Raw genomic sequence first — 23,426 nt, forward strand, 5'->3', positions numbered from 1 at the left:
TCATCCCTCCCCGATGTGCCCGCGCCCCCCGAAGCACCGGGTGGTGCGCAGGTTATGCGCGTTTTGCGGGCGTGGGGCGGGAGTTGGGCGGGATGTCACTCGAACGGGGAGCGCGGGGCGAGGGGAGGGCAGGGGACGGGTTTCGCCGGGCGGGGGTGGCTGCGATGATCGGAGGCGTCGGGAGTTAACCCGCGTTAACCGTTCACCGGGAGGGTGTCATGGCGGAGCAAGGGGACGAGCGGCGGTTCGGGGAGTTCGTCGTCGTACGGCGGCACGCGTACGTCGCGGAGCTCGCCCTCGACCGGCCGAAGGCCATGAACGCCGTGTCCACGGACATGGCCCGCTCCATCACGGCCGCCTGCGAGGCGCTCGGCGGCGCGCGCGACGTACGCGTGGTCGTGCTGACCTCCACCGCCGAGCGCGCCTTCTGCGTCGGCGCCGACCTGAAGGAGCGCAACTCCTTCAGCGATGCCGACCTGGTCCGCCAGCGCCCCGTCGCACGGGCCGCGTACACCGGCGTCCTGGAGCTGCCGATGCCGACGATCGCCGCCGTGCACGGCTTCGCGCTCGGTGGCGGCTTCGAGCTCGCCCTGTCGTGCGACCTGATCGTGGCCGACCGTACGGCGGTGCTCGGGCTGCCCGAGGTGTCGGTCGGGGTGATTCCCGGAGGCGGCGGTACGCAGCTGCTGCCGCGGCGGGTCGGGGCGGCCCGCGCGGCCGAGCTGATCTTCTCGGCACGGCGGCTGGAGGCGGGCGAGGCGAGGGAGCTGGGCCTCGTCGACGAACTCGTGGACGCGGGCCAGGACCGCGGTGAAGCCCTCGCGCTCGCCGCCCGCATCGCCGCCAACTCCCCCGTCGGACTGCGCGCCGCCAAGCGTGCGCTGCGGCTCGGGCACGGGCTCGACCTGCGCGCGGGCCTGGAGGTGGAGGACGCGGCCTGGCGGTCCGTCGCCTTCTCGGGGGACCGCGCGGAGGGAGTCGCCGCGTTCAACGAGAAGCGCCCGCCGCAGTGGCCGGGGGAGTAGCCCCCCACGCTTTCCGGTGCCCTCCGGCAGGTACGGCCACTCGGACCCCTGTTCGCCTCACCAATATCCCGAATCGTCGTGAATATCCCTAGCCTGGAGTGATGGGTGAGGACAGACGGCTGAGGGCCGTGGTGGAGCTGGCGCAGGGGATGGCGGCGGCACGCACCCCACGCGAGTCCTGGCGGGCCGCGGCGCTCGGCGCCTGCCACGCGCTCGCCGGGAGCTTCGCCGCGCTCTCCGTGTGGGAGCGCGAGCTCGGCCGGCTGCGGGTCCTGGCGAACGTGGGCGAACGCGCGCCGGACGAGGAGGAGTTCCCGGACGGCGAGGCCTACCCCGTGCACCAGTTCCCGGAGATCACCGAGTTCCTGCACGAGCGCTGGGCCGGGGGAGGTGGCCCGAACGCCTGGGTGGAGACCGCCGACGGGCCGGCGGCCGGTCCCGTCGGCTACTGCCATCTGGGGGCACCTCCCGGTGTTGGCCGGGGGAGGGTCGCCGCCCTGCGCCGGCGCCGCCGCGGCTGCTGCGTCGTCGCCCCGATCGTGCTGCACGGGCGGGCGTGGGGCGAGCTGTACGTGGCCCGTCCGGTCACGGCACCCGTCTTCGACCGGGCCGACGCGGACTTCGCGACCGTGCTGGCCTCCGTCGTCGCCGCCGGGCTCGCCCAGACCGAGCGCCTGGAGGAGGCCCGGCGCCTCGCGTTCACGGACGCCCTCACCGGACTCGCCAACCGCCGCGCGGTCGACGTACGCCTGGACGAGGCCATCGAGCTGCACCGGCAGGAAGGGGCCGCGGTCAGCCTCGTCGTCTGTGACCTCAACGGACTCAAGAACGTCAACGACACCCGCGGGCACGCCGTCGGCGACCGGCTCCTGGAGCGGTTCGGATCGGTGCTGTCGCTGTGCGGGGCGATGCTCCCGGGCACGCTCGCCGCCCGCCTCGGCGGTGACGAGTTCTGCCTGCTCGCGGTCGGCCCGCCGGCCGACGAGGTCGTCCGCATCGCGGACGAACTCTGCCGCCGCGCCGCCGAGTTGGAGCTGGGGGAGGGGGTGGCGTGCGGGGTCGCCTCGACCGCGGACCCGATCGGTCCGGTGCGCTCGGCACGGCGGCTCTTCCGGCTGGCCGACGCCGCCCAGTACCGCGCGAAGGCCGTACGGGCCGCGAAGCCCGTCGTCGCCGGGCGCGAGGGCCCCGACGACCCGGTCGTGCGTCTCGCCGACGCGCCCTCCCCGGCGCGGGGGAACGCCGCCGCTTCCGTGGGCGTCACGAGCACCCCCGCCCCTGAGTCCGCGCGGGCGTGTGTGACGTACGTCGAAGTAAGGGGTCAACCGCCCACCCACTAGTGACATCATCGAATTCACTGCGTACGCTCCTGAATATGGATATGCACACTGTGGTGGTGGGGACGTCCGGAGTGACCGCGTCCGACGTACTCGCCGTGGCGCGCGGCGGCGCCCGGATCGAGCTCTCCGAAGAGGCGGTGGCGGCCCTCGCCGCGGCCCGCGAGATCGTGGACGCGCTGGCCGCCAAGCCGGAGCCGGTCTACGGCGTCTCCACCGGGTTCGGCGCCCTCGCGAGTCGGCACATCAGCCCGGAGCTGCGCGCCCAGCTGCAGCGCAACATCGTCCGCTCGCACGCCGCCGGCATGGGCCCGCGCGTGGAGCGCGAGGTCGTCCGCGCGCTGATGTTCCTGCGGCTCAAGACCGTCTGCTCCGGGCACACCGGTGTGCGGCCCGAGGTCGCCCAGACCATGGCAGACATCCTCAACGCCCGGATCACCCCGGTCGTCCACGAGTACGGCTCGCTCGGCTGCTCCGGCGACCTGGCCCCGCTCTCCCACTGCGCGCTGACGCTGATGGGCGAGGGTGACGCCGAGGGTCCCGACGGTGTCGTACGGCCCGCGGGCGAGCTGCTCGCCGAGGCCGGCATCACCCCCGTCGAACTGCGCGAGAAGGAGGGCCTCGCCCTTCTCAACGGCACCGACGGCATGCTCGGCATGCTGGTCATGGCCCTCGCCGACCTGGAGACGCTCTACAAGTCGGCCGACGTCACCGCCGCGCTCTCCCTCGAAGCGCTCCTCGGCACGGACAAGGTGCTCGCCCCCGAGCTGCACGCCATCCGCCCGCACCCGGGACAGAGCGCCAGCGCCGCCAACATGCTGGCCGTCCTGAAGGGCTCGGAGCTGACCGGCCACCACCAGGACGGCGCCCCGCGCGTCCAGGACGCCTACTCCGTGCGCTGCGCCCCGCAGGTCGCGGGCGCCGGACGCGACACGCTCGCGCACGCCCGGCTCGTCGCCGAGCGCGAGCTCGCCTCCGCCGTGGACAACCCGGTCGTGCTGCCCGACGGCCGCGTCGAGTCGAACGGCAACTTCCACGGCGCCCCGGTCGCCTACGTCCTCGACTTCCTCGCCATCGCCGCCGCCGACCTCGGCTCGATCGCCGAGCGCCGCACCGACCGGCTGCTCGACAAGAACCGCTCGCACGGTCTGCCGCCGTTCCTCGCGGACGACGCGGGCGTCGACTCGGGCCTGATGATCGCCCAGTACACCCAGGCGGCGCTGGTGAGCGAGATGAAGCGCCTCGCCGTACCGGCGTCCGCGGACTCCATCCCCTCCTCCGCCATGCAGGAGGACCACGTCTCCATGGGCTGGTCGGCCGCGCGCAAGCTGCGCACCGCGGTGGACAACCTGACCCGTATCGTCGCGATCGAGCTGTACGCGGCCACCCGCGCGATCGAACTGCGCGAGGGGCTGACCCCGGCCCCCGCCTCGCAGGCCGTCATCGAGGCCGTCCGCGCGGCCGGCGTCCAGGGCCCGGGCCCCGACCGCTTCCTCGCCCCGGACCTGGAGGCGGCGGACGCGTTCGTGCGCGGCGGCCGGGTGGTGGCGGCGGTGGAGCCGGTGACCGGACCGCTGGCCTGACCGGAGCGCCTTCGGGCCGCCGCTGTCACAGGGGCGGCCCGAAGTGTGCTACTGTCTCATTGATACGTTTTTGGTACCCATTTACTTTGTGCGCCTGATCGGAATCCTCCGCAGGCGCGTTTTGTTTTACCGGCATCTCCGGCTTTTCCCGGTGCATCTCCGGATTGGGGCCCTACCTATTCAGGAGAAAAACATGGCAACTGGCACCGTGAAGTGGTTCAACTCGGAAAAGGGCTTCGGCTTCATCGAGCAGGACGGCGGCGGCCCCGACGTCTTCGCCCACTACTCCAACATCGCCAGCTCCGGCTTCCGTGAGCTGCTGGAGGGCCAGAAGGTCTCGTTCGACGTCGCGCAGGGCCAGAAGGGCCTGCAGGCGGAGAACATCATCCCCGCCTGATTTCGGGGACGCGCTTTTCCAGAGCCGGGGCCCGCACCTTCGGGGTGCGGGTCCCGGCTCGTGCTGTGAGTGCTTGTCAGTTGCGAGCGCTGTGCGTGCAGTCCGTGGGGCCCAGGAAGGAAATCCAGATCCAGCATGACTCGATCCGAACGTCCCGTCCGTAAGCGGCCGGCAAACGCACGAGGTGGCGCCCAGACCGGCGGCTTCGCGAAGGGCGCGGGCCGCGGCGGCGGCCGTGGCACCGGTAAGGGCCCGGTCCGCAAGGCCGTGGCGCCGCAGGAGTTCTCCCTGCCCGAGACCATCACCCCGGCGCTGCCCGCCGTCGACTCCTTCGACGCGCTCGACATGCCGGCGGCCCTCACCAAGACCCTCGCCGCGCAGGGCGTCACCGAGCCCTTCCCGATCCAGGGCGCGACGCTGCCCAACTCCCTCGCCGGACGCGACGTCCTCGGCCGTGGCCGCACCGGCTCCGGCAAGACGCTCGCCTTCGGACTGGCCCTGCTGGCCCGTACGGCGGGTCGCCGGGCGGAGTCGAAGGCGCCGCTCGCGCTCGTCCTCGTCCCCACGCGCGAACTCGCCCAGCAGGTCGACGACGCGCTCACGCCGTACGCGACCGCGGTCAACCTGCGCGTGGCCACGGCCGTCGGCGGGATGTCGATCGGCCGGCAGGCCGGCACGCTGCGGCGCGGCGCCGAGGTGCTCGTGGCCACCCCCGGGCGGCTCAAGGACCTCATCGAGCGCGGCGACTGCGTCCTCGACCAGGTCGCGATCACGGTCCTCGACGAGGCCGACCAGATGGCCGACATGGGCTTCATGCCGCAGGTCACCGCGCTGCTCAAGCAGGTCGAGCCGGGCGGTCAGCGACTGCTCTTCTCGGCCACGCTCGACAAGAACATCGACCGGCTCGTGAAGATGTTCCTCACGGACCCCGTGGTGCACTCCGTCGACCCCTCGGCGGGTGCGGTGACCACCATGGAGCACCACGTGCTCCACGTCGCCGACGAGACCGACAAGAAGGCCGTCGCCCTGCGGATCGCGGCGCGCGACGGCCGGGTGATCCTCTTCGTCGACACCAAGCGCGGCGCCGACCGGTTCACCAAGCGGCTGCTCGCGAGCGGTGTCCGGGCGTCCGCGCTGCACGGCGGGCGCAGCCAGCCGCAGCGCAACCGCACCCTGGACCAGTTCAAGAACGGTCAGGTCACCGCGCTCGTCGCCACCAACGTCGCGGCGCGCGGCATCCACATCGACGACCTCGACCTCGTGGTCAACGTCGACCCGCCGACCGACCACAAGGACTACCTGCACCGCGGCGGACGTACCGCCCGGGCCGGTGAGTCCGGCAGCGTCGTCACCCTCGTACTGCCCGAGCAGCGGCGGGAGATGACGCGGCTGATGGCCGACGCCGGCATCACCCCGCGCACGGCGCGGATCGCGTCCAGCGACGAGGAGCTCGCCCGCCTCACCGGCGCCCGTGAGCCCTCCGGCGTCCCGATCGTCATCGAGGTGCCGCAGCAGCCCGAACAGCCGAAGAAGCGGTCACGGCCGCGGGTCGGAGGCGGCGCGAGGCGTCCGGCCGGAACGGGCGCGGGTTCGGAGTCGCAGGGCCGTCAGCCGCGGCGTGCCGCCGGCGGTACGGCCGGTGGCGGTACGGGTGGCGGTACCGGGGGCGCGGGTCGCTCCGGTGGTCGTGGGCGTGCTCCGCAGCAGCGGCGTACGGAGCGTGGCGGGCAGGGCGGCGGCGGGCGTCGCGCGGCGTAGCCCGGTTCGTCTGTGTCCGCGGGCCGGTGGGGGCTGGTCGCGCGGTTCCCCGCGCCCAGTTCCCCGCGCCCCTGGGAGCGCCCCCGCGGGCGCGCTCCCAGGGGCGCGGGAACTTCTCAGTAGTCGAAGTTGCCCAGGAAGCCCGGGTCGATCTTGTCGAGTTCCAGGCCGGTGCCTCGGTGGAGGTCCATGAGATCCGACATGTGGATGGCACGGCGGCGGGCCGCGGGAAGGTCGCGGCGGTTGGCGGCCGTCCACAGGACCGGGTCGAAGGTGATCCCGTGGGAGCCCGGCATGGGCCCCGTCTCGGCGCGCCAGCCGGGCCAGCGCAGGGTGTCGTAGAACTGCTCTATGCCCCCTTCGTCCAGGAGCCAGTTGAGCCAGTCCGCGTGGCCCACGCCGAGCGCGTCCCAGCGCAGCGAGTCCGGCGCGAAGTACAGCACCTCGCCGGGACCGCCGGGGCGGTTCATCTGCGCGGGGTCGGGTCCGTTGACCACGAAGACGCCGCCGAGGACGTCATGGGCGATGACGAGCCCGCCCTCCGGCCGCCATGCCGGGTCGAACCGCTCGGGGAGGTCGTTGATCTCGGCGAAGCTCGGCGTCCCCGCAGGCGCGTCGTCGTCGGGGCTGCCGTAGATGCGCAGCCAGCCGCTGTCCAGCAGTACCCCGCCGCAGTTGAGCACGAAGGAGCCGAGCGAGGAGCGCGCGGTGGCTTGCAGTTGCAGCAGGGATCCACGGGCCTGCGCCGGGTCCACCGGCAGCACATCCATGGACACCCTGCTGTTGGAGATCGCCTCGGAGAGGAGCGGCCATGCCGGCTCCTCGACATCAGTCAGCTCGGTCAGGTCTCGCATGGGTATCCCGTGGGTTCCGGGCCGGAGCGTCGCGCTCAGAAGGCCGCCGTGCGCTCCCGGCGCACCGAGTAGGTCACAAAGCCGGCGCCGAGGCCCAGGAAAAGGGTTCCGCCGACGACGTACGGCGTCGTGTCGACGCTTCCGGTGTCGGCGAGCCGGGTCCCGCTGTCCTGCGACCCGGTGGTGTCGGAGCCCGTGTCGTTCGCTCCGGCGTCGCTCGCGTCGGCGGCGCCCGGCTGGGTGTCGCCGGACTCGGTGGAGGCCTGCAGCGCGGTTCTCGACGTGGTGTTCGTCGACATGTTGCTGTGCTGAGCAGGCTTTTCCGGGGTCGCGTTGGCGGACGGGACGAACCACAGGGCCCCCAGAAGGGTTCCCGCTGCGGTGGCGGTCAGCAACGAGCGACGAGCGGCGGACACGTAATATCGATCCCCTTGTGGCGCTGGCGAATTGGCCGTGTGGGCCGATGCTAATGAAAGGCGCGGGTCGTGGGAAAGTCGTGGGAGCCACGGGCCGTACGCTCCGTCCCATGAGTACTCCTGAGACATCACGATTTGTCCGGCTTCGCGTGGAGCTGGTGTTGGAAGTCGACGACGCGGACGCCGTCACCAAGGCCGCGTTGCGCCGCATCGCGGACGACTCCGGCATGCCGGCCGACGAGCGGACCCACGCCGAGAACGCAGTGACGGAAGACACTGCCGAGGCCCTGGCCTATCTCGTAGACCCGTTCGACCTGGTCAGCGAGGTGCCCGGGGTCGACCTCGCCCAGGCCTCCTGGAGCAGCGAGCCGATCGACTACGACCCCGATTCGCCGGAATGGGACCTCGACGAGGATGATGGCGGCGAGGATGACGACGAGGAAGTCGGAGTCGGCTGACGCCTCTTGGGGAAAACGTGACCCCGGGTGGCAACCGCTGCCCGGGGTTCTGTCGTCTCCGACGACGCACCGACCACCTCCGCACCAGAATTCGGTCCGGCTGTCGGTACCACTCGATCGGGGTCCGGCTCGGGTCGATTCGGTTGACGCCGTGGGCCGACGTGGTGTTACCCACACCTCAGAAGTATAAGGAATGGGACGAACCGGTCGTAGCGTTGATGGTTCGAACGGGGCTCATGTGGTTCCAGGTGATTTGGCGACGATGGAGAAGCGTGTGATGACGGACAGTAAGCGGCGCAAGGGTCTGATGGCCGCGTCCGCACTGCTCGGCGGAGTGCTGGTGCTCTCTGCGTGCAGCAGCGGGGGTGGCAGCAAGGCCAGCGCCTCGGACGGCGAGACCTCGCAGGCCCAGGCCGATGCGGCGGCGGCCAAGAAGAGCTCGCAGGCCCAGATCAAGATCACGCCCGCGGACGGTTCCGACAACGCCTCCATCAACAACGCCGCGGCGGTCACCGTGAGCAAGGGCACGCTCACGGCCGTCACCATGACGACCGAGTCGGGCACGCCGGTGTCCGGTCAGATATCCGCCGACAAGAAGAGCTGGAAGCCCGCCTCCCCGCTCGACCGCGCCACCACGTACAAGGTGGCCGCCGAGGCCACCGACTCCGCGGGCCTCGTCGCCCACGAGAACGCCTCGTTCACCACGGTCTCCCCGGCGAACAGCTTCATAGGCAACTTCACGCCTGAGGACGGTTCCACCGTCGGCGTCGGCATGCCGGTCTCGATCAACTTCAACAAGGCGATCACGAACAAGGCCGCCGTGCAGAAGGGGATCACCGTCTCCTCCAGCAGCGGCCAGGAGGTCGTCGGCCACTGGTTCAACGCCAACCGCCTCGACTTCCGTCCCGAGAACTACTGGACCGGCGGCTCCACCGTCACCCTCAAGCTCAACCTGGACGGCGTCCAGGGCGCGAGCGGTGTCTACGGCGTGCAGCAGAAGACGGTCACCTTCAAGATCGGCCGCAACCAGGTCTCGATCGTCGACGCGCAGAGCAAGACCATGAAGGTCACGCAGGACGGCAAGACGATCAAGACGATCCCGATCTCCTCGGGATCCCCGGAGCACAAGACGTACCAGGGCCAGATGGTGATCTCCGAGAAGTTCAAGGAGACCCGGATGAACGGCTCGACGGTCGGCTTCACGAAGACCGACGGCAAGGGCGAGTACGACATCAAGGACGTGCCGCACGCCATGCGTCTGTCGAACTCCGGCACCTTCATCCACGGCAACTACTGGGGCGCGAAGTCCATCTTCGGCGCGGTGAACACCAGCCACGGCTGTGTGGGTCTGTCCGACACCAAGGGTGCGGGCGACCCGAACACGCCCGCGGCCTGGTTCTACGACCACTCGCTGATCGGTGACGTCGTGGTCGTCAAGAACACCGGTGACAAGACCATCGCCCCGGACAACGGCCTCAACGGCTGGAACCTGAGCTGGTCCGCCTGGAAGGCCGGCTCGGCCGCCTGATCGCGCCGCAATCCCTCGTTCGCCGATGGCGGCGGTGGCCCTCACGGGTCGCCGCCGCCATCGGCGTTCTCACAGCCTTCAGGGACCGCCCACAGGTGAACTTCCGGGCTGCCACAGCCTTCTCATCCTTCTCTTATGCGGGGCTTATCGCGCCATCACGCGCCGTACCTAGCTTTCCGCCATGTTCTTCACCTACCTGAGGCGCGAACTGCGCCGCCGCAGGAAGGCGGCGCTCGTCGTCGCCTCCGGACTCGCCCTGGGCATCGCCCTGGTCATCGTGGTCAGCTCCGTGTCGTCCGGCATGGAGAAGGCGCAGGGCAAGGTCCTCCAGTCGCTGTACGGACTGGGTACGGACATGACCGTCACCAAGGCGGCGGCGCCGGCGACGAGCACCGGCCAGCGTCCGCGCTTCAACTTCGACGCGAACGACAACGGCTCCACCAAGGAGCAGAGCAGCGACCGCGTCATGGTGCAGGGCTTCCAGACCCTGGCCGCCTCCACGGTCACCAAGGTCGACTCCCAGAAGGGCGTCGCGGACTCCGTCGGCGGACTGAGCCTCCAGGTCATCAGGATCGACGGCCAGTTCACGCGGGGTCAGTTCCAGCAGAACCAGAACAGCGGCACCGGCCAGAGGGGCGGGCGCCCGGACGCCCAGCAGTCCCCGCAGGGTCGTGTCGAGGGCGGCGGCGCCAACTTCGACGTCAACAACTACTCGGTGTACGGCACCGACGTCACCAAGCCCGCCCTCGGCCCGCTGACCTCCTCGAAGATCACCAGCGGTCGTACGTTCCAGACGTCCGAGACCGATGCCAAGGTGGTCGTCGCCGACGTCTCGTACGCCAAGGAGAAGAAGCTCAAGGTCGGTTCCACCGTCACCATCAAGAGCGTCAAGTACAAGGTCATCGGCATCGCCACGCCCGACAGCGGTGACGCGGCGGCCAACCTCTACATCCCGCTCAAGCAGGCCCAGACGCTCAGCGGCTCCAAGGACAAGGTCACCACGATCTACGTCAAGGCGTCGGACTCGCAGCAGATCTCCAGCGTGAAGAGCACCATCCAGAAGAACATCTCGGGGACGACGGTCACCACCTCCGCCGACCTCGCGTCCACCGTCTCCGGCTCCCTCTCCACCGCCTCCAGCCTCGCGTCGAACGTCGGCAAGTGGCTGTCCATCGCGGTGCTCGTGGCCGCGTTCCTGGTCGCCGGCCTGCTCACCTCCTCCGCCGTCTCCCGGCGCGTGCGCGAGTTCGGCACCCTCAAGGCGCTCGGCTGGAAGTCGGGCCGGGTGACCCGGCAGGTCGTCGGCGAGGCCATGGTCAACGGTCTGGTCGGCGGCGCCCTCGGTATCGCGATCGGTCTCGCGGGCGCCTACGTCGTCACCGAGATCAGCCCCACCCTGCAGGCGCAGGTGGGCGGTTCGGGCGGCGGCGGAGGCCAGGGCGGCCCCGGCGGCGGGCGCGGCTTCGGCGGTCCCGGCTTCGGCGGTCCCGGCCGGCAGGCCGCGGCCAAGGCCCTCGACGTCGCGCTCACCGCGCCCGTCAGCCTCGGCACCATCGTCGGCGCGGTGGCCCTCGCCATCACCGGTGGTCTGATCGCCGGCGCCTTCGGCGGCTGGCGTGCCTCCCGACTCCGCCCCGCGGACGCCCTGCGCCGCGTCGAATAGGCCCAGCCCCTCTCAAGGGGGTGCCCGACATCGCCCACTGCTGCTCGCTGTACCGGGCACCCCCTTCACCTCATCCAGGAGTTGCACCATGTACGAACTCAGAGGCGTCACCAAGCGCTATACCCGGGGCAAGGAGACGGTCGACGCGCTCGCGGGGGTCGACCTGACCATCGCGGACGGCGACCGGCTCGTCATCCAGGGCCCCACCGGTGGCGGAAAATCCACCCTTCTCCAGATGCTCGGCGGTCTCGACCGGCCCACCGAGGGCAGTGTCGAACTCGACGGCACGGACATGGCCAAACTGTCCGAGGCGAAGCTCACCAAAGTACGCAGCGAGAACATCGGATTCGTCTTTCAGAGCTTCAACCTGATTCCCACGCTCACCGCCCAGGAAAACGTGGAGACCGCCCTCGTACCCCTCGGTGTGAAGGTGAAGGAACGGCGGCAACGGGCCGCCGACGCACTGGAGTCGGTGGGACTCGCCGAGCGGCTCGGGCATCTGCCCGCCGAGCTCTCCGGTGGCCAGCAGCAGCGTGTCGCGATCGCCCGCGCCCTGGTCAAGCAGCCGAAGGTGCTGCTCGCCGACGAGCCCACCGGCAACCTCGACGAGTCCATGCGCGACGAGATCATGGAGGTGCTCGAGGCCATGTGGAAGGAGCACGGGCTCACTTTCATCATGGTTACGCACGATTCCTCGATCGCGAAGAAGGCCCCGCGCCTCGCGACGATTCGCAAGGGGAAGATCTCCGTCAAGGAAAACGCGGGTGCTTAAAGAAGCGCAAAAGGAGCGTGCGGGGGCTTAGCGGAACAACTCCGTCAACTCTTCACCCTCACCCCGCTATTGAGGGGACGATCACCCCCCGGGCATACTTTCGTATTCCGGGGGGTGTACGTGCATGCGTACGAGGCTTCCCCCGACCGGATGAACGGGGATTCGTCCGGACCTGATCTCCAGGGGGAGACTTGCGCAGACAAGTGAAAAGAGCGTGCGCGGCGACCATCGCCATGGCGGCGTCGGTGGCGCTGGCGGCGGGTATGACCAGCCCGGCGTCGGCGCGAGCGGAGCAGCGCACCGCGGGCGTGTCCGCGGCCGGGAAAGCGGCCGGGATCACGGCCAAGCACCGCATCACCCTGATCACCGGTGACCGCGTGGTCGTCGACGCCAAGGGGCGCGTCGTCGGCTTCGAGCGGGCCAAGGGCCGCGAGCACGTGCCCGTGCAGATCCGCAAGGCCGACGGCCACACGCTGGTGGTGCCGGCCGACGCCCAGGCGCTGATAGCCGGCGGCAAGCTCGACCGGCGGCTCTTCGATGTCACCGAGCTCAACAAGGCGGCGGTCCGCAAGTCCCAGCAGCGGGGCCTGAAGGTGATCGTCGGCTACCGGGGAGCCGCGGCGGCCGCCAAGGCCGAGGTCCGCGACGCCGGCACGCTCCGCAGGAGCCTCAAGGCCCTGAACGCGGACGCGGTGCAGACGCCGCAGCGGGACGCGGCCGAGCTGTGGTCCGCGGTCACCGACGACGGGAAGACGGCCTCCGGCATCGCGCACGTCTGGCTGGACGGCGTCCGCAAGGCGAGCCTCGACACGTCCGTGCCGCAGATCGGCGCCCCCACGGCATGGGCGGCCGGATACGACGGGAAGGGCGTCAAGATCGCCGTCCTGGACACCGGCGTCGACGCGAGCCACCCGGACCTCAAGACCCAGGTGATCGAGTCCAAGAACTTCTCCACCGCCGCCGACGCCACCGACCACTTCGGCCACGGCACCCACGTCGCGTCCATCGCGGCGGGCACCGGCGCCAAGTCGGGCGGCAAGTACAAGGGTGTCGCGCCCGGCGCGAAGATCCTCAACGGCAAGGTCCTCGACGACACCGGCAGCGGCGACGACTCGGGCATCCTCGCGGGCATGGAGTGGGCGGCCGAGCAGGGCGCCGACATCGTGAACCTGAGCCTGGGCGGCCAGGACACCCCCGACATCGACCCGTTGGAGGCCGAGGTCAACAAGCTCTCGGCCGAGAAGGGCATCCTCTTCGCGATCGCGGCGGGCAACGAGGGCCCCGAGTCGATCGGCTCCCCCGGCAGCGCGGACGCCGCGCTCACCGTCGGCGCCGTCGACGGCAACGACAAGCTCGCGGACTTCTCCAGCACCGGTCCGCGCGTCGGCGACAGCGCCATCAAGCCGGACGTCACCGCGCCCGGCGTGGACATCACGGCGGCGGCGGCCCCGGGCAGTGTCATCGACCAGGAAGTCGGCGAGAAGCCGGCGGGCTACCTGACCATTTCCGGTACGTCGATGGCGACCCCGCACGTCGCGGGCGCCGCGGCCATCCTCAAGCAGGAACACCCGGACTGGACGTACACCGAGCTCAAGAGTGCGCTGACGGGCTCCGCGAAGGGCGGCAAGTACACGCCGTTCCAGCAGGGTTCGGGCCGGATCGCCGTCGACAAGGCGATCAAGCAGACCGTGATCGCCGACCCGTCCTCGGTGAGCTTCGGCGTGGCGCAGTGGCCGCACACCGACGACACGGCGACGACCAAGCAGCTGACGTACCGCAACCTGGGTACGAAGGACGTCACCCTGACCCTGGCCATCTCCGCGACCAACCCCAAGGGCCAGGCGGCTCCGGCGGGCTTCTTCGCGCTCGGCGCCAAGACGGTCACCGTCCCGGCCGGCGGCAAGGCCTCCGTCGACGTCACCTCGAACACGAAGCTCGGGGGAACCCTCGACGGCGCGTACTCGGCGTACGTGACGGCGAGCGGCGGCGGCCAGGCCGTGCGCACGGCCGTCGCGGTCGAGCGCGAGGTGGAGTCGTACGACGTCACCCTCAAGTACGTCAACCGTGCCGGTGAGACGCCCACCCACCTCACCGACCTTGCGGGCTACTCCGGCGTCGGCGAGGCCAGGGACTACACGTCGCAGAGCACGGCCGACACCGCGACCCTGCGCGTTCCCAAGGGCAAGTACGTGCTCAACTCCCTCTTCGTGAAGGACCTGGTCCAGGCGAAGGGCGGGGTCGACTGGCTGATCCAGCCCCGGCTGAGCGTCACCGGGAACACCACGGTGACCCTCGACGCGCGTACGGCCAAGGGCGCCGACATCACGGTGCCGGACGCGGGGGCGAAGCCGCTGTCGGCACTCGTCAACTACTTCGACGACACCACCGGCATCGGCATCGGCATCGGCCTGGCCTCCTTCCAGGACGTGCGCGTGGCGCACGTCGGCGCGGCGGTCTCCTCCGGCCTCTTCCAGAGCTGGTCCGGACAGTGGACCAAGGGTGCGGGCACCGAGTACGACACCTTCACCGGCACCAGGACCACCCAGCTCCAGGGCGCGCACGTCAAGCACTACAAGGCGAGCGAGCTGGCCAAGGTGAAGGCGAACCTCGGGGCCGCGGCCTCCGGCAAGACGGGCGCGGTCACCGCGTACGGCTTCCTGCCCGACGACGACAGCATGAGCGTCGGGGTCCCCCAGACGCTGCCGGCCTCGCGCACGCTGTACGTGTCGACCGGTGAGAAGGTCCAGTGGGCGTTCGACCTCGAGCAGGACGCGGGCGTCGACGCCACCGGGACCCCGATCATCGACGCCTACTACACGGACGACTACCCGCAGACCCTCATGGCGGGCAAGAGCTACACGAGGACGTACAACACGGCCGTCTTCGGTCCGAAGATCAACGCGGACTACGGCGTCTTCCGGGACGGCAACAGCATCTCGGGCTACCTGCCGCTGTTCGCCGACGGGAGCGGTCACCCCGGCTCCTCGCTGTACACCTCCGTGACGACGACGCTGTACCGCAACGGCGCGAAGGTGGCCTCGAACGACGACCCGCTCGTCGGGATGAAGGAGTTCAAGGTCCCGGCCGCCGAGGCCACCTACAAGCTCACGACCTCGGTCAAGCGCACGGTGAAGGTCGCCGCGGCCTCCACGCGGATCGACGTCAGCTGGACCTTCAAGTCCAAGAAGGCCGACTTCGCCAAGCTGCCCACCTCCACGGTCCGCTTCAACGCCACCACCGGCCTCGACAGCCGTGTCGCGGCCGGCAAGACGGTCACGATCCCGGTCTCCGTGCAGGGCTCGGCCGCGGGCAGGAACCTCAAGTCGCTGTACGTCTACGTCTCGTACGACTACGGCCAGACCTGGAAGATGCTCAAGGTCAAGAACGGCAAGATCACCGTCAAGAACCCGGCGAAGGGGATGGGCATCTCCTTCCACGCGAAGATCACCGACAAGCAGGGCAACAAGTCGACGGTCTCGATCTACAACGCGTACTACGGAAAGTGATCCGTAGCGCGGCCACGTGAAGTGTGCCGATAGCGAACGGCCCGTCGGAGGAGCAGCTTCCGGCGGGCCGTCCGTGTTTCCGTGGGCACCATGACCAACCAGACCGTGGAGTACGTCCGGTATCGCATTCCCGAGGAGAAGTCCGCGGAGTTCCTGGCCGCCTACACGCGGGCCGCGGCCCAGCTCGCCGCGTCGCCGAGTTGCGTGGACTACGAGCTGGCGCGCTGCGAGGAGGACTTCGAGCACTTCGTCCTGCGCATCACCTGGACCTCGACCGAGGACCACGTCGAGGGATTCCGGAAGTCGGAGCTGTTCCCCGCCTTCCTCGCCGAGATCCGGCCCTACATCCCCTACATCGAGGAGATGCGCCACTACACGCCGACGACGGTACGGGGCCCGGGCGCGTCGGTCCCCACCCTCTACGCCTGGGCCGGGGGCGCCGAGGCCTTCGCCCGCCTCACCGAGGTCTTCTACGACAAGGTCCTCAAGGACGACGTCCTCGCACCGGTCTTCTCCGGCCTCGCCCCCGAACACGCCGTCCACGTCGCCCTCTGGCTCGGCGAGGTCTTCGGCGGGCCGCCCGCCTACTCCGAGGCCCAGGGCGGCCATGGCCACATGGTCGCCAAACACCTCGGCAAGAACATCACCGAGGTGCAGCGACGCCGGTGGGTCAACCTGCTCCAGGACGCCGCGGACGACGCGGGCCTGCCCACGGACGCCGAGTTCCGCTCCGCCTTCCTCGCCTACGCCGAATGGGGCACACGGCTGGCCGTCCACTTCTCCGCCCCGGACGCGACCCCTCCGGGCGACCAACCGGTACCGAGGTGGACATGGGGAGCGGCCCCGCCGTACCAGCCCTGACCGGGGCTTTCAGGGGCGCGGGCGGGGCTACTGGGGCGTCGTCGCGCCCGCGCGGGTCGCGTCCGTGCCCCAGCTGGCCAGCAACCGCAGCGCCTCCGCAGAGGCGGACCCCGGCTCCGCGTGGTAGGTGACCAGCGACTGTTCGCTGTCGTCGGGCAGCCGGAACGACTCGTACTGGAGGGAGAGATCACCCACCAGCGGATGCCGCAACCGCTTCACCCCGTGGCTCTTCTCCTTCACGTCGTGCGTGGCCCACAGCCGCCGGAAGTCCTCGCTCTTCACCGAGAGCTCGCCGACCAGGGCCGAGAGTCGCGGGTCGTCCGGGTGACAGCCCGCGTCCATGCGCAGCAGACAGACGATGTCGATCGCCTTCTGCTCCCAGTCCACGTACAGATCGCGGTACTCGGGCTTCAGGAACACCAGCCGCGCCCAGTTCCGCTCCTGCGGCGCCAGCTCCGACCAGTCACCGAACACGGCCGCCGCCATCCGGTTCCAGACCAGGATGTCCGAGCGTCGCCCGCTGATGTACGCGGGGACGCCGTCCATCGAGTCCAGCAGCTGCCGCAGCGCGCCCCGTACCTGCTGCGGCCGTGCCGGCTGCCTCTTCTTGTGCGCCTTGGGCTTCGCGAGGTGCGTGAGATGCGCGTGCTCGGCGTCCGTCAGGCGCAGGGCGCGGGCGATCGCGTCGAGCACCTCCGCCGACACGTTCCGTCCGTTGCCCTGTTCCAGGCGCGTGTAGTACGCCACGGACACCCCGGCCAGCTGCGCCAGCTCCTCGCGCCGCAGCCCGGGTACCCGGCGGTGCCGGCCGAAGTCGGGCAGCCCCACGTCCTCCGGCTTCAGCCGGGCCCGGCGGGTGCGCAGAAACTCGCTGAGCTCGGCACGCCGGTCCAGGGGCGGGGAGGGCTGTTCGTCCATACGTCCAGTATTCACGGTCGTACGCCGGTGAACCTGACCCCGCCAGTAGTAGGACCAGCGGACGTACGCAAAGCCGTGGCCTGGGTGAAGGCTCTCCGCTGGGGCAGGCTGTACAGCGTGCCCGGCCGAAGGCAGCGGGGCACAGGACATACCACTCCTTAGGAGAACCCCCGGCATGACCACTGTTGCTGCGTACGCCGCTCCCGCCGCCAAGGCTCCGCTGGAGCGCACCACCATCGAGCGCCGCCCGGTCGGTGAGTTCGACGTCCTGATCGACATCAAGTTCGCCGGTATCTGCCACTCGGACATCCACCAGGCCCGGGAGGGCTGGGGCGAGGCGATCTTCCCGATGGTGCCGGGTCACGAGATCGCCGGCATCGTCTCCGAGGTCGGCTCCGGTGTCACCAAGTTCGAGGTCGGCGACCGCGTGGGCGTCGGCTGTCTCGTCGACTCCTGCCGCGAGTGCGACAACTGCAAGGCCGGCCTGGAGCAGTACTGCACCGGAGGCGGCGTCGGCACGTACAACGCCCTCGACAAGAACGGCGAGCCGACCTACGGCGGCTACTCCGAGAAGATCGTCGTCGACGAGAACTACACCGTCCGTATCCCCGACGGCATCTCCCTCGACGTGGCCGCGCCGCTGCTCTGCGCCGGCATCACCACGTACTCCCCGCTCAAGCACTGGAACGCCGGCCCCGGCAAGAAGGTCGCGATCCTCGGCATGGGAGGCCTCGGCCACATGGGCGTCAAGATCGCGGACGCGCTCGGTGCCGAGGTGACCGTCCTGTCGCAGTCCCTGCGCAAGAAGGACGACGGGCTGAAGCTGGGTGCCGACCACTACTACGCCACCAGCGACCCGAAGACCTTCGAGGAACTGCGCGGCACCTTCGACCTGATCCTGTCGACCGTGTCCGCCCCGCTGGACCTGGACGCCTACCTGTCCCTGCTGAAGACGGACGGCGCCTTCGTGAACGTGGGCGCCCCGGAGGAGCCCGTCAAGCTCAACCTCTTCTCCGTGATCGGCGGTCGCAAGACCCTCGCCGGTTCCGGTATCGGCGGCATCCAGGAGACCCAGGAGATGCTGGACTTCTGCGCCGAGCACGGCTTCGGTGCCGAGATCGAGCTGATCAGCGCGTCCGAGATCAACGACGCCTACGAGCGGGTGCTGGCGAGCGACGTCCGCTACCGCTTCGTGATCGACACCGCCACCATCTAGTCGCAGGCGTTCGGAGGGCGCCGACCGGTCGTACGACCGGTCGGCGCCCTCGGTGTTTCCACCGTGCGTACAGCGATCCCGTCAGCGGCGGCCCGACCTGCCCAACAGCCAGAGCAGATAGGGACCGCCCACCAAGGACGTGAGCGCCCCGACCGGGATCTCCAGCGGCGGCACCAGTGTGCGGGCCACCAGGTCGGCGCCGACCACGATCAGCGCGCCCGTCAGGGCGGAGGCGGCGAGCGGGAGGTGCGGGGTGCGCGTGAGGCGGCGGGCCAGTTGGGGGCCGGTGAGGGCGACGAAGCCGATCGGGCCCGCCGCGCCGGTCGCGACCGCGGCGAGCACCACCCCGAGCACGGTCAGGCCGAGCTGGGTGCGCTGCACGCGGACGCCGAGCGCGGCGGCCGTGTCGGCGTCCAGGCCGAGCGGGCGCAGCGCTCGGCTCGCCCACACCAGGGCGGGCAGCGAGAGGAGGAGGACCCGGGCGAGGGGCCCCGCCTGCTCCCAGCCGCGCCCGTTCAGACTGCCCGTCAGCCACAGCTTGACCTGCTCGGCGGCGGCCAGTTCGCTGTCGGTGAGGTAGAGCTGGACGACGGCGGAGAGGGCGACACCGATGCCCACCCCCGTCAGGACGAACCGGCTCGGCTGCATTCCGTGCCGCCAGGCCAGTACGGACACCAGGGCGGCGGCGGCGAGTCCGCCGGTGACGGCGACGGCCGGCAGCGCGCCGGGGGAGGCGACGGTTCCGGCGGCCAGCGCCAGTACGGTCGCGGCGGCGGCCCCGTGCCCGACGCCGATGACGTCCGGGCTGGCCAGCGGGTTGCGCGTCACGGTCTGTACGAGCGCCCCGGAGAGCCCGAGTGCCGCCCCGACCAGCGCGCCGAGCACGATCCGCGGGACCCGCAGTTCGCCGACGACCAGGTCGTAGGGGCCGCCGTGGCCGCGCAGCACCCGCCAGACCTCGCCCGGCGGGACATACGTCTGCCCGACGCACGCCGCGAGCAGCATCACGCCCGCGAGGAGCAGGAGGAGGACGGTGACGACGACGGCGGCGCGCCGGTGCAGCAGGAGGGAGAGGCGCCGGTGGCGGAGCACGGAGAGCCCGGCCGAGTGCGGGTACGGGGTGCGGCTCGTGGTGGGCCCGGTGGATGTCGTGGGTGCTGTGGTCACGAGGCCATGCCCTTGCGTCGGAGGAGTACGACCAGGACCGGCACGCCGACCAGCGCGGTCATGACCCCGGCCGGCACTTCCGCCGGGGCGCGTACCACCCGGCCCGCCACGTCCGCGACGAGCAGCAGGGCGGCGCCGAGGAGCGCGGAGAGGGGAAGGGTCCAGCGGTGGCCGCCGTTGACCAGTCGGCGGGCGAGGTGGGGGACGGCGAGGCCGACGAAGGCGATGGGGCCCGTGGCGGCGACCGCGGCCGCGGTGAGCACGGTCGCGCCGAGCGCCGCACAGCCCCGTACGAGCGTGACGCGGTGGCCGAGTGCCCGTGCGGTGTCGTCGCCGAGCGCGAGTGCGTCCAGGCCGCGGGCGCAGGCCAGCACGAGCAACGCACCGGCGGCGAGGAAGGGCAGCATGCGCCCCACGGTTGCCGCGTCGCGCCCGCTGAGCGCGCCCACCTGCCAGAACCGGAACTGGTCCAGCGTGGCCGAACTCGAAGTGAGGACCACGGTCGTGGCTCCCGCCGTCATCGCCGACAGGGCGGTGCCGGCGAGCGCCAGCTTCACCGGGGAGGCGCCGCCGCGTCCGCGCGAGGCGATGGCGTACACGACGCAGGCGGCGAGGACCGCGCCGGTGAAGGCGTACCAGACGTACCCGTCGAAGCCGTTCGCCCAGCCGAGCGCGATGGCGAACACGACACCGGCCGCCGCGCCCTGACTGAGCCCGAGGATGCCGGGGTCGGCGAGCGGATTGCGGGTGACCGCCTGGAGTGCAGCCCCCGAGAGTCCGAGGGCGGCACCGGCGGTCAGTCCGATCGCGGTCCGCGGCACCCGCAGCGACCGTACGACCAGAGCGTCCGGTGAACTCCCGCCGTGCACCAGCGCGTCGAGGACGGCGGACAGCGGGACGGGGCGGGTGCCGACGGCGAGGCTGAGGGCGGCGGCGGTGACGGCGAGGAGGAGGGCCACACCCAGCCAGGTCGCACGCCGCGCGCCCGTCGGGGCGGACGTGCGGCGCGCGACGGACGTGGGACCGGTCACTTGCCGAGGGTGTCCGCGAGCTGTCGCACGACGAGCCGGGCGGCGGTGGGGCCGGCGTTGAGGTACCAGGGGTCGTCGTCGACCTTCACCGCGTGCCCGGCCTTGACCGCCTTCATCGACTTCCACAGGGGCCCGGCGAGCACGCTGCCCGCGTCGGTCCTGGAGGCGTCGCCCTGCACGGAGTAGAAGATCCAGTCCCCGTCCGCGACATCGATGCTCTCCGCCCCGATGTCCTGCGAAATCGCCGTGAACTGCTGCGACTTGGGCCGGGAGAGCCCCATGTCGACGGCGATGGAGCCGGTGAACGACGACACGCCGAACATCCGCGTCCGGTCCGGCGTGAACCGCACCATGGACACGGCGGGATCGCCGAGCTGCTTCCCCCGCGTGGCGGCGTCGCTCACGATGCCGTCGAGCAGTTCCTGCGCCTTGTCTCCCTTGCCGACCGCGTCACCGACGAGGAGCAGATCCCGCTTCCAGTTGATGCCGTTGCCGGCCGTCACGACGGTGGGCGCGATCTTCGACAGCTTCGGGTAGAGGTCGCCGAGCGAGTCGTTGATCAGGATCAGATCGGGCTTGGTGGCGGCGAGCGTCTCCAGGTTGGGCGCGGTGCGGGTCCCCGCGTCGGTCATGGCCGACAACTGCTTCTTGTACGCGGGGAAGGCGTCGTTCAGATAGTCCGGCGCCGGCCCGGCGTTGTCCGCGCGGGTCGTCACGGTCGGCACGATGCCCAGGGTCAGCAGGTCGTCCAGCTGACCGGTGCTGAGCGCGGCGATCTTCTTGGGCGCGCTCCTGATCTCCGTCCTGCCCTCGAAGTGCCCGACGGTCCGAGGGAATTCGCCGTCCTTGGCGCTGCCCGCGCCCATCCCGGCGGCGACGGCGCTGGGGGCGACGGCGGGGCCCTCGGAGGCCCCGCTCACCAGATTGCGGTCGCCGCTGGAGGTGTTCCTGCTCTGCGCGGAGCCGTTGTCGCCGTCCCCGCTCCCGGACGAACATCCGGCCAGCAGACCGCCGACGACGGCAACCGCCAGGACGGCCTTCGACCCCAAGGTGCGCACGAAATACTCCGATCAATCGATGAGGTAAGCCTAACCTTAGTCGCTGTTTCGGGGTGACGGGGTCTGCTCCGATGGGGGACACGCCGTGCCGGGTTCGAGGACATATCAGCGTAAAACGTGTGTTATTCATTCATGCACTCACCTACGCGGCGCACCGTGCTCGGTGCCTCGATCGCGGCCGCCGGCTCGGGACTCCTGGCCGGCTGCTCCGGGTCCGACTCTCCCTCCGGACCTGGCTCGCACCCCGGCCCCGGCGAGCACCAGGGGAGCAGCCACGGCGGCAGACCCTTCGTCCCCAGGGGGCCCAAGGGGTACGTGAACCCGTCCGATCCCGAGGTCCTCGCCGTCGAGAGGAAACGCGGGTCCGGCCCCGTTCGCTCGTTCAGGCTCACGGCCGCCGAGACCACCCTCGACCTGGGTGGACGGACCGTCAGATCATGGGCGTACGGCGACTCGCTGCCCGGCAGGGAGGTGCGGATCAAATCGGGCGACATCCTCGATCTCAACCTGACCAACCATCTGCCCGTGTCCACGACACTGCACTCGCACGGTGTCCGCATGCGCTGCGACATGGACGGAGTACCCGGCCTGACCCAGCACCCCATCAGGCCCGGCGACGACTTCAACTACCGCTTCGCCGTGGACCACCCGGGCACGTACTGGCTGCACTCGCACTCGGGGCTGCAGCTCGACCGCGGCCTGTACGCCCCGCTGATCGTCGAGGACCCCAGGGAGCCGTTGTCCTACGACAAGGAGTGGGTCGTCATCCTGGACGACTGGGTGGACGGCGTGGCCGGCTCCACCCCCGACGGGGTGCTCGCACAGCTGCTCGACGGCAAGGGCATGGCGACGGGCATGGGCATGGGTGAGGACGACGAACCCGGGGGCAAGGCCCATGACAAGGCCGCCCACGAGAAGCCCCACGGCCCCTCCCGCGTCCTGCGGAACTCCCACAGCCGCATCCTGCACAGCGAGGGAGGCAGCGTCGACTACCCGTTCTACCTGGTCAACGGCCGTCTCCCGAAGGCTCCTTCGGTCTTCCGGGCCCGTAAGGGGGACCGTATCCGGCTGCGGATCATCAACGCCGGCGCCGAAACGGCCTTCCGGGTGGCGCTGGGCGGCCACGAGATGACCATCACGCACACGGACGGCTACCCCGTCGAGCACACGCAGACGGACGCGCTGCTGCTCGGCATGGCCGAACGCTACGACGTGCTGATCACCGCCAAGGACGGGGTGTTCCCTCTGGTCGCGCTCGCCGAGGGCAAGAACGCCAGGGCCCTGGCCGTCCTGCGTACCGGCGGTGGGGACATTCCCCGCCCCTCCGTGCACCCGGACGAACTCGACGGCAAGCTCGTCCCGGCCAGACGCCTCGTGCCGGACGACTCGGTGGCCCTCACCGACGACGAACCGGACCGCGAGCTGCGCATCAGGCTGACCGGCGGGATGAAGAAGTTCGACTGGGCCTTCGACCACCGGCCGTACTCCGTCGAGCAACGCCACCCGGTCAGCTACGGCGAACGGATCCGCCTGACCCTCATCAACGCCACCGACATGTGGCACCCCATGCACCTGCACGGCCACACCTTCGCCCTCACCGGCTTCGGCGTGGTCGGTGCCCGCAAGGACACCGCCCACGTGGTGCCGCACCACAAACTCGTCGTCGACTTCTACGCCGACAACCCGGGCCTGTGGATGCTCCACTGCCACAACCAGTACCACTCGGAGTCCGGCATGATGACGATCCTCGGCTACCGGAAGTGAGGCACCAGCCACCGACGGGTTGTCACCTGATCATGCGAAACCCCGCTCGGGGAGGGAGACGCGGTAGCCGCGCAGGCCGCCGAAGTCGATCGGCGCGTCGAAGCGCTCGCCGAG

Annotated in this window: 18 protein-coding genes and 1 pseudogene; 13 read left to right on the forward strand and 6 right to left on the reverse strand. The window is 70.6% G+C overall.

All coding sequences use genetic code 11. From position 1 onward, the window contains the following. Positions 1-218 precede the first annotated feature (218 nt). From AAFF41_RS29680 to AAFF41_RS29700, 5 genes and pseudogenes are all read left to right on the forward strand, one after another. Complete coding sequence (locus AAFF41_RS29680; protein WP_319751491.1) at positions 219-1,025, forward strand: enoyl-CoA hydratase/isomerase family protein; 807 nt, start codon at positions 219-221, stop codon at positions 1,023-1,025. Positions 1,026-1,126: 101 nt separating this feature from the next. Then, positions 1,127-2,307, forward strand: a pseudogene (locus AAFF41_RS29685) (GGDEF domain-containing protein). Positions 2,308-2,406: 99 nt separating this feature from the next. Continuing rightward, positions 2,407-3,945, forward strand: a complete 1,539-nt coding sequence (hutH, locus tag AAFF41_RS29690) for a histidine ammonia-lyase (protein WP_097286017.1) — start codon at positions 2,407-2,409, stop codon at positions 3,943-3,945. Between the two features lie 193 nt (positions 3,946-4,138). Further along, positions 4,139-4,342, forward strand: coding sequence for a cold-shock protein (locus AAFF41_RS29695; RefSeq protein ID WP_028803001.1), 204 nt, complete (start codon positions 4,139-4,141; stop codon positions 4,340-4,342). Between the two features lie 135 nt (positions 4,343-4,477). Beyond that, positions 4,478-6,100 (forward strand): DEAD/DEAH box helicase, encoded by a 1,623-nt coding sequence (locus tag AAFF41_RS29700; RefSeq protein ID WP_319751489.1) that lies wholly within the window; start codon positions 4,478-4,480, stop codon positions 6,098-6,100. 116 nt (positions 6,101-6,216) lie between these two features. On the opposite strand, the gene AAFF41_RS29705 is transcribed toward AAFF41_RS29700, so the two are convergent. Together AAFF41_RS29705 and AAFF41_RS29710 are read right to left on the reverse strand one after the other, a co-directional pair. After that, a complete protein-coding gene (locus AAFF41_RS29705; protein WP_319751488.1) occupies positions 6,217-6,954 on the reverse strand; it encodes a DUF2625 family protein in 738 nt (245 codons plus the stop codon). A gap of 35 nt (positions 6,955-6,989) precedes the next feature. Further along, positions 6,990-7,370 carry a cell wall protein gene (locus tag AAFF41_RS29710; protein WP_319751487.1) on the reverse strand — a complete coding sequence of 127 codons (381 nt, stop codon included), beginning with the start codon at positions 7,368-7,370 and terminating at the stop codon, positions 6,990-6,992. 149 nt (positions 7,371-7,519) lie between these two features. Here AAFF41_RS29710 and AAFF41_RS29715 point away from each other — a divergent pair, with 149 nt between their 5' ends. The 6 genes from AAFF41_RS29715 (at position 7,520) to AAFF41_RS29740 (ending at position 16,158) form a co-directional block, all read left to right on the forward strand. Further along, positions 7,520-7,828: a hypothetical protein gene (locus AAFF41_RS29715; protein ID WP_343324901.1), complete on the forward strand. Its 309-nt coding sequence runs from the start codon at positions 7,520-7,522 to the stop codon at positions 7,826-7,828. A 262-nt stretch (positions 7,829-8,090) separates the two neighbouring features. After that, a complete protein-coding gene (locus tag AAFF41_RS29720) occupies positions 8,091-9,356 on the forward strand; it encodes a L,D-transpeptidase (protein WP_343324902.1) in 1,266 nt (421 codons plus the stop codon). A gap of 181 nt (positions 9,357-9,537) precedes the next feature. Then, entirely contained in the window at positions 9,538-11,019 is a 1,482-nt protein-coding gene (locus AAFF41_RS29725; RefSeq protein WP_319751484.1) for an ABC transporter permease, read from the forward strand. 88 nt (positions 11,020-11,107) lie between these two features. Further along, entirely contained in the window at positions 11,108-11,791 is a 684-nt protein-coding gene (locus AAFF41_RS29730; protein ID WP_319751483.1) for an ABC transporter ATP-binding protein, read from the forward strand. A 233-nt stretch (positions 11,792-12,024) separates the two neighbouring features. After that, a complete protein-coding gene (locus tag AAFF41_RS29735; protein WP_343326375.1) occupies positions 12,025-15,297 on the forward strand; it encodes a S8 family peptidase in 3,273 nt (1,090 codons plus the stop codon). Between the two features lie 90 nt (positions 15,298-15,387). Continuing rightward, the gene (locus tag AAFF41_RS29740) at positions 15,388-16,158 is read left to right on the forward strand and encodes a group II truncated hemoglobin (RefSeq protein WP_319751481.1); all 771 of its coding nucleotides are present in this window, start codon (positions 15,388-15,390) and stop codon (positions 16,156-16,158) included. Positions 16,159-16,185: 27 nt separating this feature from the next. On the opposite strand, the gene AAFF41_RS29745 is transcribed toward AAFF41_RS29740, so the two are convergent. Beyond that, the gene (locus AAFF41_RS29745) at positions 16,186-17,076 is read right to left on the reverse strand and encodes a helix-turn-helix domain-containing protein (protein ID WP_319751480.1); all 891 of its coding nucleotides are present in this window, start codon (positions 17,074-17,076) and stop codon (positions 16,186-16,188) included. A 175-nt stretch (positions 17,077-17,251) separates the two neighbouring features. Between AAFF41_RS29745 and AAFF41_RS29750 the strand changes: the two genes are divergently transcribed. Then, positions 17,252-18,292 carry an NAD(P)-dependent alcohol dehydrogenase gene (locus tag AAFF41_RS29750; RefSeq protein WP_319751479.1) on the forward strand — a complete coding sequence of 347 codons (1,041 nt, stop codon included), beginning with the start codon at positions 17,252-17,254 and terminating at the stop codon, positions 18,290-18,292. A gap of 81 nt (positions 18,293-18,373) precedes the next feature. On the opposite strand, the gene AAFF41_RS29755 is transcribed toward AAFF41_RS29750, so the two are convergent. From AAFF41_RS29755 to AAFF41_RS29765, 3 genes are all read right to left on the reverse strand, one after another. Beyond that, positions 18,374-19,459, reverse strand: coding sequence for a FecCD family ABC transporter permease (locus AAFF41_RS29755; RefSeq protein ID WP_343324903.1), 1,086 nt, complete (start codon positions 19,457-19,459; stop codon positions 18,374-18,376). After that, complete coding sequence (locus tag AAFF41_RS29760; RefSeq protein ID WP_319751577.1) at positions 19,456-20,424, reverse strand: FecCD family ABC transporter permease; 969 nt, start codon at positions 20,422-20,424, stop codon at positions 19,456-19,458. Before AAFF41_RS29760 ends, AAFF41_RS29755 begins: the two co-directional genes overlap by 4 nt. Before the next feature lie 62 nt (positions 20,425-20,486). Continuing rightward, complete coding sequence (locus AAFF41_RS29765) at positions 20,487-21,548, reverse strand: iron-siderophore ABC transporter substrate-binding protein (RefSeq protein WP_343324904.1); 1,062 nt, start codon at positions 21,546-21,548, stop codon at positions 20,487-20,489. 132 nt (positions 21,549-21,680) lie between these two features. Here AAFF41_RS29765 and AAFF41_RS29770 point away from each other — a divergent pair, with 132 nt between their 5' ends. After that, positions 21,681-23,312: a multicopper oxidase family protein gene (locus tag AAFF41_RS29770; RefSeq protein ID WP_319751476.1), complete on the forward strand. Its 1,632-nt coding sequence runs from the start codon at positions 21,681-21,683 to the stop codon at positions 23,310-23,312. Positions 23,313-23,426 lie beyond the last annotated feature (114 nt).

The organism is Streptomyces mirabilis (genome assembly GCF_039503195.1).
In the GTDB taxonomy this organism is placed as follows: Bacteria; Actinomycetota; Actinomycetes; order Streptomycetales; family Streptomycetaceae; genus Streptomyces; species Streptomyces mirabilis_D.